Origin of the sequence: Mesorhizobium alhagi CCNWXJ12-2 (genome assembly GCF_000236565.1) — a bacterium.
Taxonomy (GTDB): Bacteria; Pseudomonadota; Alphaproteobacteria; order Rhizobiales; family Rhizobiaceae; genus Allomesorhizobium; species Allomesorhizobium alhagi.
Genome location: NZ_AHAM01000258.1, coordinates 15427 through 28812, shown reverse-complemented (window position 1 = coordinate 28812; position 13386 = coordinate 15427). Strand labels below are relative to the sequence as shown.

The 13386-nt window shown below is 64.3% G+C and carries 12 protein-coding genes; 7 read left to right on the top strand and 5 right to left on the bottom strand.

Annotated elements, in window-relative coordinates; all coding sequences use genetic code 11:
- A partial coding sequence (locus MAXJ12_RS27440) for an NYN domain-containing protein (RefSeq protein ID WP_008839375.1) occupies positions 1-543 on the top strand: 543 nt, incomplete at its 5' end.
- 19 nt (positions 544-562) lie between these two features.
- Here the strand turns inward: MAXJ12_RS27440 and smc are convergent.
- The 3 genes from smc to MAXJ12_RS27425 all read right to left on the bottom strand — a co-directional run bounded on the left by smc (position 563) and on the right by MAXJ12_RS27425 (position 5459).
- Positions 563-4021, bottom strand: coding sequence for a chromosome segregation protein SMC (gene smc, locus MAXJ12_RS27435; RefSeq protein ID WP_008839374.1), 3459 nt, complete (start codon positions 4019-4021; stop codon positions 563-565).
- Between the two features lie 60 nt (positions 4022-4081).
- Positions 4082-4822, bottom strand: coding sequence for a DsbA family protein (locus MAXJ12_RS27430; RefSeq protein ID WP_008839373.1), 741 nt, complete (start codon positions 4820-4822; stop codon positions 4082-4084).
- A gap of 139 nt (positions 4823-4961) precedes the next feature.
- Complete coding sequence (locus MAXJ12_RS27425; protein WP_008839372.1) at positions 4962-5459, bottom strand: DUF721 domain-containing protein; 498 nt, start codon at positions 5457-5459, stop codon at positions 4962-4964.
- A 69-nt stretch (positions 5460-5528) separates the two neighbouring features.
- Here MAXJ12_RS27425 and mutY point away from each other — a divergent pair, with 69 nt between their 5' ends.
- Positions 5529-6647 (top strand): A/G-specific adenine glycosylase, encoded by a 1119-nt coding sequence (gene mutY, locus MAXJ12_RS27420; protein WP_008839371.1) that lies wholly within the window; start codon positions 5529-5531, stop codon positions 6645-6647.
- The gene (locus tag MAXJ12_RS27415; RefSeq protein WP_008839370.1) at positions 6644-7255 is read left to right on the top strand and encodes an HAD family hydrolase; all 612 of its coding nucleotides are present in this window, start codon (positions 6644-6646) and stop codon (positions 7253-7255) included. The genes mutY and MAXJ12_RS27415 overlap by 4 nt, the downstream gene beginning before the upstream one ends.
- Before the next feature lie 87 nt (positions 7256-7342).
- Here the strand turns inward: MAXJ12_RS27415 and MAXJ12_RS27410 are convergent, their stop codons facing one another.
- On the bottom strand, positions 7343-8473 hold the full coding sequence (locus MAXJ12_RS27410; protein WP_008839369.1) for a site-specific DNA-methyltransferase: 1131 nt from the start codon (positions 8471-8473) through the stop codon (positions 7343-7345).
- Between the two features lie 162 nt (positions 8474-8635).
- Here MAXJ12_RS27410 and MAXJ12_RS27405 point away from each other — a divergent pair, with 162 nt between their 5' ends.
- The gene (locus tag MAXJ12_RS27405) at positions 8636-9322 is read left to right on the top strand and encodes an HAD family hydrolase (protein WP_008839368.1); all 687 of its coding nucleotides are present in this window, start codon (positions 8636-8638) and stop codon (positions 9320-9322) included.
- A gap of 42 nt (positions 9323-9364) precedes the next feature.
- Here MAXJ12_RS27405 and MAXJ12_RS27400 read toward each other — a convergent pair whose 3' ends face one another.
- Entirely contained in the window at positions 9365-9943 is a 579-nt protein-coding gene (locus MAXJ12_RS27400; RefSeq protein WP_008839367.1) for a hypothetical protein, read from the bottom strand.
- A 128-nt stretch (positions 9944-10071) separates the two neighbouring features.
- Between MAXJ12_RS27400 and thrC the strand changes: the two genes are divergently transcribed.
- Genes thrC through MAXJ12_RS27385 form a run of 3 tightly spaced genes read left to right on the top strand, consistent with a single transcriptional unit; the run spans position 10072 to position 13385 of the window.
- On the top strand, positions 10072-11469 hold the full coding sequence (gene thrC, locus MAXJ12_RS27395; protein ID WP_008839365.1) for a threonine synthase: 1398 nt from the start codon (positions 10072-10074) through the stop codon (positions 11467-11469).
- 11 nt (positions 11470-11480) lie between these two features.
- Positions 11481-12773: a M16 family metallopeptidase gene (locus tag MAXJ12_RS27390; RefSeq protein ID WP_008839364.1), complete on the top strand. Its 1293-nt coding sequence runs from the start codon at positions 11481-11483 to the stop codon at positions 12771-12773.
- 15 nt (positions 12774-12788) lie between these two features.
- Complete coding sequence (locus MAXJ12_RS27385; protein WP_008839363.1) at positions 12789-13385, top strand: GNAT family N-acetyltransferase; 597 nt, start codon at positions 12789-12791, stop codon at positions 13383-13385.
- Position 13386 lies beyond the last annotated feature (1 nt).

Here is a 13386-nt window from a genome sequence, read left to right as displayed (position 1 = left end):
GCCTACACGACCGGCAAAAACGCTTCAGACATCACCTTGGTGATCGATGCGATGGACCTTCTTCACACTGGCCGCTTCGATGGCTTTTGCCTCGTATCGTCCGACAGTGATTTCACGCGACTGGCGTCCCGCATCCGGGAACACGGCCTCAGCGTCTATGGGTTTGGCGAGCAGAAGACGCCGGAGAGCCTTCGGCAGGCCTGCCACCGCTTCATCTTCACAGAGAACCTTGTCCCTGGCGCGCCGGCGAACGATCAGGATCAGGATTCAACCACCAAAGCACTCGAGCCACCGAGCAAAGCCACGCCGATAATCAAGAGGGCTTTTGCACAGGTAGAAAGCGAAGACGGCTGGGTTCCGTTGGGGACCGTCGGAAATCAGCTGGCAAAAGTTGCGCCGGATTTTGACTCGCGCACATACGGATTCCGGCAGTTGAGTGCTCTCGTAGAAAAAACGAACGCGTTTGAGATCGATCGCCCCAAAGGAGGCGCCATACGCATTCGGATCAAGCCTGCGACGACTAAACGCGGCTCAAAAAAATAATTGGGACTACTGGGCTGTCTCAGCTCGCCTCGCGCAACTGTTCCGCCGTCTGCAGATCCACCGACACAAGCTGGCTGACGCCCTGCTCGGCCATGGTCACGCCGAACAGCCGGTTCATCCGCGCCATGGTGATCGGGTTGTGCGTGATGATGACGAAGCGCGTTTCGGTAGTGCGCGCCATCTCGTCCATCAGATTACAGAAGCGCTCGACATTATGGTCGTCAAGCGGGGCGTCGACTTCGTCGAGCACGCAGATCGGCGCGGGGTTGGTCAAAAACACCGCGAAGATCAGCGCCATGGCGGTCAGCGCCTGCTCGCCGCCGGAAAGCAGCGTCATCGTCTGCGGCTTCTTGCCGGGAGGGCGGGCCAGGATTTCAAGCCCGGCTTCCAGCGGATCGTCGGACTCGATCAGCTGCAATTCCGCCGTGCCGCCGCCGAAGAGATGCGAGAACAGCCTCTGGAACTGGGCGTTGACCACGTCGAAAGCGGCAAGCAGCCGGTCGCGGCCTTCGCGGTTGAGGCTCTGGATCGCCTGCCTCAGCTTGCGGATCGCCTCGATGATGTCCTCGCGCTCCGACACGATCGTTTCGAGCCGGTCCGAAAGTTCCTTCTGCTCCTCCTCGGCACGCAGATTGACCGCGCCCAGCCGTTCGCGCTCGATCTTCAGCCGGTCGAGCTGCCGCTCGACCTCGGCCATATCAGGCAGCGGGCTGTCGGCTTCGAGGCCGGTATGGCGGATCACCAGATGCGGCGGCGTGTTGAGCGCCTCCTGGATGCGCGCCTCGATTTCCTTGCGGCGGTCGTCGGCGGCGGTCAGACGCTCTGCTGCGCGGCCGCGCGCCTCGCGCGCCTCGGAGAGGGACTGGATCGCGGCCGTGGCCGCCTTGTCGAGCGCGGCCTGGCGCGTCTCGGCCTCCTGCAGCCTATCGCTCGCCGTTTGGCGCAGCGTCTCGGCCTGCGAAAGCTGCGTCAGCAAAGCGCGGCGGCGCTGGTCGATCTCGTCGGGCGCATCCGCGAGCTTTTCCCGCTCCTCGCCGGCCTCGGCGCGCCGCTCGGCGAGCGCGGCGATGTGGCTTGCGGCGTTTTCGGCGCGCAGCGTCCAGCTCTTGCGCTCGGCGGCAATCGCGTCGAGCCGGCGCAGGCGCTGTTCGGCCTCGCGTTTCAACCCTTCATGGACCGCGCGGGCGTCGGCAAGCGCGGAACGATCGCGGCCGACATGACCAGACGCCTGGTCGAGCCGCGCCTGCAGCTCTGAAAGATCAGGCGCGGCATTGAGCTGAGCCTGCGCCTCGCCGAACGCATTCTCGGCCTCCATAAAACTTTCCGCGATGCGCGTGCGCGCCTCGGCGAGTGCTGCGCGCCGGCTCGACAGTTCGCCGGCGGCCTTCTCGGCACGCGCCAGTGTATCGCGCGCCGCGCCGACCGCGTGCTGGGCATCGCGCCATGCCTGCCGCGACATGCGCTCGGCCTCGGTCTTCTGGCGGACAGCGCTTTCGGCTCGCGCCAGCGTTTCCTCGGCGCCGCGCACCTTCAGCGTGGCCGCGACCGCTTCGGCATCGAGTTCGGCAAGGCGGTTCTTCTGGGCGAGGCGCTGCGCGGCGGCGGTCGGTGCGTCGGCGCTAGCCGTCAGTCCGTCCCAGCGCCAGAGCGCGCCTTCGCGGCTGACAAGACGCTGGCCGGGCTCCAGCAACCTTTGCAGCCGCGCGCCGTCGGCCGGGTCCACGATGCCGATCTGCGCCAGCCGCCGCGCCAGCTGACGCGGTGCGCGCACGACTGTGGAAAGGCTCTGCACGCCTTCCGGCAGGGTCGGATCGCCGGCCGCCGGTTCAATATCCCCCCAGTGCACAGGCGCTGCGCGATCCAGCGCCGCGTCGAGATCCTCGCCCAGCGCGGCGCCCAGTGCGGTCTCGAAGCCGCGCTCGACGCTGATCTGTTCGAGCACCGCAGGAAACAGATCGCCGCTCGCGGCATTCAGGATTTTCGCCAGCGTACGCGCCTCGGTCTCGATCCGCGCCAGTTCGGCCCGCGCCTCCTGCAGCGGCGGGCGGGCGGCGTTTTCGGCGAGCCGCGCCTCGGAGACTGACTTTTCGGCGGTGGTTGCAATGCCCTCGGCGCGATCGAGCGCCGCCTGCGCCTCATCGGCCAGGATCTTCTTCTCGGCTGGATCAGCCAGCCCGGCGATCTTGCCCTCTATATCGGCCGTCTCGCGGTCGATCTCGGCAAGCTGGCGGGAGAAGCGGTCGCGGCGTTCCGCCGTCTCGCGCAAAGCGCGCTCGATCTGGTTGCGCGCGGCAGCCGCCTCCGCCCGCTCGGCGGTCAGCTTGGACAGCACGCTCTCGCTCAGCGCCAGCGTCGCGGCGGCTTCCTCGAAAGCCGCCCGTGTCGCGATCTCCCGTTCGTCCGCGCCTTCATTCTCGGCGTTCAGCCCCGCTTCTTCAGTGGAAAGCCGCGCCAGAATATCGGCATTGTCGCGCACCATCTGCTCTTCGCGGGCGATGTCGGCGTCGAGCTGCTGCAGGCGGCGGTCGAGTTCGGCCTGGCGCGTGCGAACGCGGCCTGCCTCCTCCTCGATCTGCGCCTTGGCGATCGACAGTCGCTGGAAGACGGCGGCGGCGGCGGCTTCCGCCTCGCGCAATTCGGGAAGATGGTGCGCACCGACCGCCTGCTCCTTGGCGGCGTTCATCTGCGCGGCAGCGCGCTCGCCGACCAGCGATGTCGCGGCGGCAAGCGCGGAGCGAGCCTCGCCTTCCTGCGCCTTGGCCTGCGTCCAGCGCAGGTGGAAAAGTATCGCCTCGGCCTTGCGAATGTCCGCCGACAGGTTCTTGAAGCGCGAGGCTTGGCGCGCCTGCCGCTTCAGGCTGTCGATCTGGCTTTTCAATTCGCCGACGACGTCGTCCAGCCGCTCGAGGTTCTGCTCGGCCGCGCGCAACCGAAGCTCCGCCTCATGGCGCCTCGTATGCAGGCCGGAAATGCCGGCCGCCTCTTCCAGAAGCGCGCGGCGCGCCTGCGGCTTTGCCTGGATCAGCTCGCCGATACGGCCCTGGCCGACCATGGAGGGTGAGCGAGCGCCGGTCGACTGGTCGGCAAAAAGAAGCTGCACGTCCTTGGCGCGCGCTTCCTTGCCGTTGATGCGATAGATCGAGCCTGCCTCGCGCTCGATGCGGCGTGAAATCTGCAGTTCGTCGGCATCGTTGAAAGCCGCGGGCGCGGTACGGTCGCTATTGTCGAGGAACAGCGTCACTTCGGCGGTGTTACGCGCGGGGCGAGTACCGGAACCCGAGAAGATAACGTCGTCCATGCCGGAGGCGCGCATGTTCTTGTACGAGCTTTCGCCCATCACCCAGCGCAACGCCTCGACGAGATTGGATTTGCCGCAGCCATTTGGCCCGACAACGCCGGTCAGGCCGCGTTCGATGACGAACTCGCCGGGTTCGACGAAGGATTTGAAGCCGAGAAGGCGGAGCCGCGAAAATTTCATCGGCGCGGCCGGGCGCGCGCAGTCATGCCGAGGCGGTCATGCCCCGGCACTGCATGAAGATCAGAGCATGCCGTCGATGATCGCCGACATTTCCTCAATCGACATTGCCCCCTTGTAGGTGTTGCCGTTGATGAAGAAGGTCGGGGTCGAGTCGACCTTGAAATCAGCTTCGCCGCGGGCTCTCACTGCTCTCACATCCTCCAGAAGCTTCTGGTCCGTCAAGCAGGCCTCGAACGACTCCTGTGAAAAACCGGCAAGTTTGGAGATCTGTAGCAGCGCTTCCTTGGCATTTTCTACGCCCGCCCAGGCTTCCTGCTGCTTGAACAGCACATCGACCATGGCGAAGTAGTTGTCGTTGGAGCAGCGCGCCAGCATGAAGCCTGCTTCGGCGCGTGGGTCGAACGGGAATTCGCGCAAGATCAACCGCGCCTTCCCGGTGTCGATGTATTTTTCCTTCAGCGCCGGGAACGTCGTCTCATGGAAATGCGCGCAGTGGCCGCAGGTCATCGAGGCATATTCGACGATGGTGACCGGCGCATCCTCCTTGCCAAGGCTCTTTTCCGGCAGCGCGCCGGGCTCGAGCAGCTTGGCCATGTCGACTGTGCCCTGCGACGGAGGCGCGGCGACTGCCGGCTTGGCGGGAGCAGCCGTTTCCGCTGGCGCAGGCGCTGCAGGCTCGGCGGGCTTTGCCGCTTCCGCCGCCTTTTCCTCGCCGCTGTCGCCGCACGCTGCCAGCGCAAAAGCAGCCGAAAGCGCGACCAGCGAAGAGAGGACGGTCCTGCGCGGGATGGAACGGATCATGCGAATCACCTGGCTGCTGTTGGGATGTTGCGATGCGAATGCACCAGAAAGCGAGACTTCGCGCGAAATAAGGCATCGCCGTCCCCAATCCAATCGGGAAAACCGGGCCTGCGATCACGAAACCGCGAGTTTGCAGGCGCTATTTTTTGGTCCCGACTATGGTGGCGCCGAGCCGTTCGAGCGAAGCGCGAAGCCCGACATCCTCTATTTTTTCGACGGTGCCCGACAATTTGGCCTTTTCGCTCGCCGTCAATGGCCGAGGGCGAGGCTTGGGAGCGCCCGTTTTCGACGAGAGCGGCTTCTGCATGATGCGGATGCGGCCGATCGCGTTGAAGCCGAGAAAGGCGTTGACGCGGCTGATGATCTCGCCGGTTTCGTGCTGCAGGTGTAGAGCCGCCGCTCCTTCGCAGGCGATGACGAGGACGGCCGGCTCGAACGGATCGTCCTCGTGCATGCGCCGCGGCCACTGGATTTTTTCCGGTCGCGTGTTTTGCGCCAGGCGCGGCCCGGCGATCTCTTCCCACGACTGGACGAGGCCGACCGAAATGCCGGCCCGCTTGCGCAGCACCGGGTCAAGGATTTCCGAAGCGAGATCGCTGACCGGAACAGGATAGCCGTTCGGCCTTTTCCCTGCCATATGCGTTCTCCAGATAATGCGCGACCCGACGACCATAGGCCAATTATCCGATCAATGGCACCAGCAGGCATGACCCGCAAGAGCGTCCAGCAAACCGAAGAAGGCAACATCGCCAGCCGCCTGCTCGCCTGGTACGACGCCAATCATCGCGAACTGCCCTGGCGCAGGGCGCCGCGCGATCTTGCGGCGGGCGGGCGGGCGGATCCCTACCGCGTCTGGCTTTCCGAAATCATGCTGCAGCAGACGACCGTCGAAGCGGTCAAGCCGTATTTCCGCGCATTCCTGGAAAAATGGCCGAACGTCAAGGCGCTTGCGGCCGCCGAAACCGAAGAGGTGATGAAGGCCTGGGCCGGGCTAGGCTACTATTCGCGCGCCCGCAATCTGAAGGCCTGCGCCGACATCGTAGCCGGGCTCCCGGAAGGCTTCCCCGGAACCGAGGACGAATTGCGCAAGCTGCCCGGCGTCGGCGCCTATACGGCGGCGGCGATCGCGGCCATCGCATTCAACCGCCCGGCGACGGTTGTCGACGGCAATGTCGAGCGCGTCACGGCGCGGCTGTTCGAAATCCGCACGCCGCTCGCCGAGGCCAAGGCCGAAATCCGGGCAGCGGTGGAAGGGCTGGTTCCTGCCGATCGGCCGGGCGATTTCGCGCAGGCAATGATGGATCTCGGCGCGACGATCTGCACGCCCCGGCGGCCGCGCTGCATGCTCTGTCCGGTTCGGGAAGATTGCCGAGCTATCCTTTCCGGCGATCCCGAATTGCTGCCGGTCCGCGCCGAAAAGGCCGAAAAGCCGCGGCGGCGTGGCGCTGCCTTCGTCGCCATCCGCAACGACGGCGCGATCCTTCTGCGCACGCGCCCGGACAAGGGGCTGCTCGGCGGCATGAGCGAGGTTCCGACAACCGGATGGACGGCGCGTCTGGACGGCGACACCAGTTCAGAATCCGCCCCGTTCACCGCCGACTGGCAGCACGCCGGCAGCATCGCCCACGTCTTCACGCACTTCGCGCTCGAACTCGATGTCTACCGCGCCAGCGCCGGCGACAAAGCCGCTCCGGCCGGCCATCGCTGGTCGCCGGCTGCCGAAATTTCCGGCGAGGCCTTGCCGACCGTCATGAAAAAGGTAATCGAGGCTGCGATACCCGGCGCGACCAAGGCGCGGCGCGACAGTCCAGCGAGGCATGCATGAGCGAAATCCGTCATATCGTCTTCGACATAGGCAAGGTCCTGATCCACTACGATCCCGACCTGCCGTTCAGCCGGCTGATTCCGGACCCGGAAGAGCGCCGCTGGTTCTTCGACAATATCTGCACGCACGACTGGAACATCGAACAGGACCGCGGACGGACCTGGGAGGAAGCCGAGCAGCTTCTGATCGACGCTCATCCGGACCACGCCGATAACATCCGCAATTTCCGCCGCTGCTGGCACGAGATGGTGCCGCACTCCTACGACGACAGCGTCGCGATACTGGAACGGCTGATCGAAGAGGGCCGCGACGTCACCATGCTTACCAATTTCGCCGCCGATACCTTCGCCGAGGCGCGGGAGCGGTTCCCCTTCCTGGAAAAGCCCCGCGGCGTGACTGTCTCGGGCGAGATCGGCATGCTCAAGCCGGATCGCGGCATCTACGATCACCACGTCGCCGCTTTCGACCTAGACCCTTCGGCCACGATCTTCATCGACGACAGCCAGAAGAACGTCGATGGCGCCAAGGCGGCGGGCTGGCAGGCCGTGCTGTTCCAGAACGCCAAAGCGCTCGAGGAGGACCTCGAGCGCTTCGGGATCAGCCGGTGACTGGAGCCCGTCCCATCGGTTAACTGGTATAGATCTAAGCGTTGTTGAGATTCAGGTCAGGCCGGTCTCACCTGAATACCAACACCCCTAGCCAGCGCGTTCCATGCCGAGGCGGGCAATGCGGCGCAGTTCGTCGATCTGGGTCAGGCCGCCATTGCGCTCGTAGTGCCAGAAGGTCCAGCCATTGCAGGCGTCGAGCCCCTGCAATTCGGCTCCCACCCGATGTATAGAGCCTGCCGTTGAGCCGGCGGCCAGCGTGCCATCCGGCCGAACTTTCGCGGCGAAGCGCTTTCTCGCGTCATAAAGCACGGTGCCCGGTTTCATGATGCCGGCGTCGATCAGGCTGACGAAAGCGACCCGCGGCTCGGCCCGCTTGCCTGAAAGCACCGTCAAATCAGCGTCCTCCATCGGCGTCACGGCGGCGATGCGCTCATTGGCGGCGTCGATATAGTCCTGCTCGCGCTCAATGCCGACGAAATGGCGGCCTAGGCGCTTCGCCACCGCGCCGGTTGTGCCCGAGCCGAAGAAAGGATCGAGCACCACGTCGCCAGGCTTCGTCGAGGCCAGCATCACGCGGGCCAGCAGCGCCTCCGGCTTCTGCGTCGGATGGAGCTTGTCGCCATTGTCGTTCTTCAGCCTTTCAGCCCCGGTGCAGATCGGGAAGAGCCAATCCGAGCGCATCTGCACGTCGTCATTGGCAGCCTTCATCGCATCATAGTTGAAGGTGTAGCTTTTGGCGTTCTGGTCGCGCGAGGCCCAGATCAGCGTCTCATGCGCGTTCTGGAAGCGGCGGCCGCGAAAATTGGGCATCGGGTTGGTCTTGCGCCAGACGACATCGTTCAGGATCCAAAAGCCGAGATCCTGCAGCGTCGAGCCGACGCGGAAGATGTTGTGATAGGAGCCGATCACCCAGATCGCGCCGTTCGGCTTCAGGATGCGACGCGCCGCAAGCAGCCAGGCGCGGGTGAAGGCGTCATAGGCGGCGAAGCTGTCAAACTGGTCCCAGTCATTGTCGACGGCGTCGACCTTCGACTGGTCCGGACGGTGGAGATCGCCGTTGAGCTGCAGATTGTAGGGCGGGTCGGCAAACACTAGGTCGACTGACTTTTCCGGAAGGCGGTCCATCGCCGCGACGCAGTCGCCCTTCATGATGGTGTCGAGCCAGTTGGCCTTTTGCGGCTGGGGGCGAAGTTCGGCGAGGGAACGCACGGCTGACATTGAGATACCCGGAATACGCGTTACTGTTTACACCCCGTTATGGTTACCGTTTCGCGTAAATATTTAATGAAGCGGGTCCGGAATTTGCCGTCGCAGCGATGATGGTGTATTGCCGCGCCGCTATCGCCTCGGCGTCATTCCCCCCTATTTTTTCGGATTGCCATGACCCAGCCTGATCTCGTTATTTTCGATTGCGACGGCGTTCTAGTCGATTCGGAAGTCATCGCCGCGCGTGTCGAAGCCGAGCTTCTGACCGAAGCCGGTTACGAAATCTCCGGCGAAGAACTGTCGGAGGTCTATGCCGGGCTGACCTTCAAGGACATCATGCTGCGCATCGAGGAGCAGTCGCAGATCCCGTTCCAGGCATCGCTGATCGGCCGCGCGGAGGAACTGGTCGACCGCCGCCTTCAGGCCGAGGTGCGTATTGTAGAGGGCGCGCGCGAGGCGGTCGCCGCGGTTTCGGGCAAGCGCTGCATCTGTTCCAATTCGAAGCCCGAACGGCTCGACATCATGCTGACGAAGACGATGCTCTTGCCGCTCTTCAAGGAGAGCGTCTTCTCCTCATGCGGCAAGGAAGTGATGAAGCCGAAGCCGGCGCCGGACGTATTCCTGCACGCCGCGGCTTCGATGGAAGCCGACCCGGCGAACACTTTCGTCATCGAGGATTCGGTCCATGGCATAGCCGGCGCCAAGGCCGCCGGCATGCGCGTCATCGGCTTTACCGGCGCGGCGCACAGCTACCCTGGCCACGCCGATGTGCTGACCGAAGCCGGCGCCGAGACCGTCATCCGCCGCTGGGCGGATTTCCGCAGCGTACTCCTGGCGCTGTCGGAATGGTCGGACGCGTAACCTGCGTCGATGCCCGCCAGAGTAGAAATGTCGAAAGGCCGCTTACTGCTGTTTCTTCGGCGGGCCTTCGTCATAACCGGCGAACACCTGCACATCCGTTCCCTGCGGGGCCGGGAAGCTGACGTTCTGGTCGTTGAACACGAACTGCGTAGCGGCGGAGGCGTCGCCGACCGCGACCTGGTATTTGTGCAGTTGCGAGTAAAGCACTTCGTCGCCGCGAACGACCGCGACGCGGATCGGCATGGTGACGTTGCCCGGCGCGCCGGCTGGGCCCGGGACGACCTTGCCGGCGACCGCTACATTCATGGTCATGGTTCCGCCCCTGTTGCTGCAGGTCCGGGTCACATCCGTGAGGGAGGCCTGGTACAGCACCTTCGTCGGATCGTCCTGGCCGCCCTTGGCGTAGGTATTGAAATAGGCGGTACCTTCGCGCAGCTTCACCGGCGGGCAATAGGCGCGCAATTCGCTTTCGAGCACTTTCGGCTCGGCCGCGGCCGCATTGTCGCCCCCGACGTTCAGAACGTTGCCGCTGTCGCCCGATTGGCAACCGGCGGCGGCAAGGATAAAGCCGAAAACTGCGAACCCCTTGATAAAGCGACTATTGTTCAATCGAAACTCCATATGCCGCACATCCCCTTCAAAACGCAGGCCGTCTATAGCAACCGCGCGGCAAAAATGCGACTGACGGGCGCGGATTTTCACAGGCTTGCCGCCCGGCGTCTGGCGGTCACCACAATGGACGGATGACGATGCGCTATGTCAGCACCCGCGGGGAAGCGCCCGCACTCGGCTTTTCGGACACCGTGCTTGCCGGGCTGGCGCGCGACGGCGGGCTCTACGTCCCCGACCAATGGCCGCAGTTCACCCAGGCCGAGATCCGCGCCATGCGCGGCCTTGCCTATCCCGACCTGGCGATCCGGCTGCTCACCCCGTTCCTCGGCGGCGAAATCCCGGAGGCAACGTTCGCGAAAATCGTCCGCGAGGCCTACGCCACGTTCCGCCACGAGGCGATCTGCCCGTTGGTCCAGACAGGCCCGAACGTCTTCGTTCTGGAGCTTTTCCACGGGCCGACGCTGGCCTTCAAGGACATCGCCATGCAGCTTCTGGCGCGGCTGATGGACCATGTACTTGCCGAGCGCGGCCAGCGCGCCACGATCGGCGCTGCCACCTCCGGTGACACCGGCGGTGCGGCCATCGACGCCTTCGCTGGGCGCGACCGCACCGACATGTTCGTGCTGTTCCCGCATGGGCGCGTCTCGCCCGTGCAGCAGCGGCAGATGACGACGTCGACGGCCGCGAACGTCCATGCGCTCGCCATCGAAGGCAATTTCGACGACTGCCAAAACCTGGTCAAAGACATGTTCAACGATCACGGTTTTCGCGACCGCGTTTCACTGTCGGCCGTCAACTCGATCAACTGGGCCCGCATCATGGCCCAGATCGTCTATTATTTCTCCACGGCGCTGTCGCTCGGCGCACCGGACCGGCCGGTCTCCTTCACGGTGCCGACCGGCAATTTCGGCGATATCTTCGCCGGCTATGCCGCAAAGCGCATGGGGCTTCCGATCGAGCGCCTGGTGATCGCCACCAACGACAACGACATCCTCGCCCGCACGCTCGAAACCGGCGAATACCGGATGGGCGGCGTCGTCGCGACCACCTCGCCGTCGATGGACATCCAGGTCTCGTCGAACTTCGAACGGCTGCTGTTCGAAGCGTCCGGCCGTGATCCGGCTACGGTCCGGCGCTACATGGGCAGTCTGAAACAGTCCGGCGGCTTCACGATAGAAGAAGCGGCGCTGGCATCGATACGCGCCGAGTTCGACGCCGGCCGTGCCTCGATGGCCGAGGCCGCCGCGACGATCCGGGCCACGCTCGCCGGCAGCGGCTATCTGCTCGATCCGCACACCGCGACCGCCATGAATGTCGCCAATTTGCATGCGGCAGGCGATGTGCCTATGATCGTCCTGGGGACCGCGCATCCGGCAAAGTTTCCGTCCGCCGTCGAGGAAGCCTGTGGTGTCACGCCCGAGCTGCCGGAATGGCTCTCGGGGCTGATGGAGCGCGAGGAAAAGTACACGGTGTTGCCATCCGACTTGAAAATGGTGGAAGATCACATTGGCCGTCTCACTCGGGCGGCGCGTTAGGGAGTATCTATATGGGTGTTGAGGTAAGCCGTCTGTCGAACGGCCTGACAGTCGCCACCGAAACCCTTCCAAGCATCGAGTCCGTCGCATTGGGCGTGTGGGTCAAATCCGGGGCCCGCAACGAACGCGATGACGAACATGGAATGGCCCACCTCCTCGAACACATGGCGTTCAAGGGGACCAGCACGAGAAGCGCCTTCGAGATCGCTTCGCAAATCGAGGATGTCGGCGGCGAAATCAATGCCGCCACCAGCGTCGAGACGACATCCTTCTACGCCCGAGTGCTCTCGGACGACGCACCTCTCGCCATCGATCTTCTTGCCGACATCCTCCAGGATTCCGAATTCGATCCGGACGAGCTAGAGCGCGAGCAGCATGTGATCCTGCAGGAGATTGGCGCCGCTCACGACACCCCGGACGACGTCGTGTTCGACCGCTTCACTGAGACGGCCTACCGCCACCAGACCATCGGCCGCTCCATCCTCGGCACTCCGGAAACCGTCAAATCCTTCACTTCCGCCCAGCTTCACGCCTTCATGGAGCGGCAATACGGCGCCGACGACATGGTCGTGGTGGCGGCTGGCGACATCAAGCACGACGTGTTCGTGCGTGAAGTCGAGAAGCGGCTCGGCACCTTCCGATCGAAGTCCGACAGCGTGATGCCGCAATATGCGCAGTATGTCGGCGGAGATTTTCGCGAGCAGCGCGACCTCATGGACGCGCAGATCGTGCTCGGCTTCGAAGGCCGCGCCTACCATGTGCGCGACTTCTACGCCTCGCAGGTGCTGTCGATGATCCTCGGCGGCGGCATGTCTTCGCGGCTCTTCCAGGAAGTGCGCGAAAGACGCGGCCTCTGCTATTCGGTCTACGCCTTCCACTGGGGATTTTCTGACACAGGCATTTTCGGCATCCATGCCGCCACTGGCCAGAGCGACATAGCCGAACTGGTTCCCGTGATCATTTCGGAACTGCAGAAGTCCGGCGACGAGATCCTGCAGGAAGAACTCGACCGGGCTCGCGCGCAATACCGCGCCGGCCTGATCATGTCGGCCGAGAGTCCTGCCAGCCGCGCCTCGCAAATCGCCCGCCAGATGCTGCTTTTCGGTCGGCCGATTGGCAAGGACGAACTCATGGAACGGCTTTCGGCACTCACGATCGAGCGGCTGAGCGATCTGTCGTCGCGGCTGTTTTCGACCAAGCCGACCGTCACCGCGGTTGGGCCGGTCGGCACGCTGGCGCCCTATGAGGCAATCCGCGAGGCGCTTACCGGAACCGATCCCGGTATCCGCAAACTCGCGGTCTGACTTTCCGCGCAAGCAATGTTTTCGCTTCCCTTTTTCCGCCGTGAATATCCGGCGCTGAAAGGCGAGCGCGTCGTGCTCCGAATGCCGGTCGCGGCGGATTACCGCGAATGGTCCGCCTTGCGCGCGGCAAGCCGGCGCTTCCTTGAGCCTTGGGAGCCGCGCTGGCCTGCCGACGAACTCGAGCGCGGCGCGTGGCGGCAGCGGCTCGGGCGTTACCGGGCGGATTTCGCGCAGGGATCGGCCGTCGCCTTCTTCATCTTCGAGACCGGCTCGGGCAAGCTCGTCGGCGGCATTACGCTCGCCAATATCCGCCATGGCGTCGCGCAATCCGGCCAGATCGGCTATTGGATCGGCGAGCAGTTCGCCGGCAGGGGCTACATGCTCGAAGCGCTTAGGCTGGTGTCTCGCTTCGCCTTCGAAACGATGAGGTTGCACCGGATCGAGGCGGCCTGTATCCCCGATAACAAGCGCTCGATCCGCGTGCTTGAAAAAGCCGGATTCCAGCGTGAAGGACTTTTGCGATCCTATCTCAGGATCAACGGCATCTGGCAGGACCATTACCTCTACGCCCTGATCGCGGACGATCAGCTCGGCGGACGAACAAAGGGCTGAT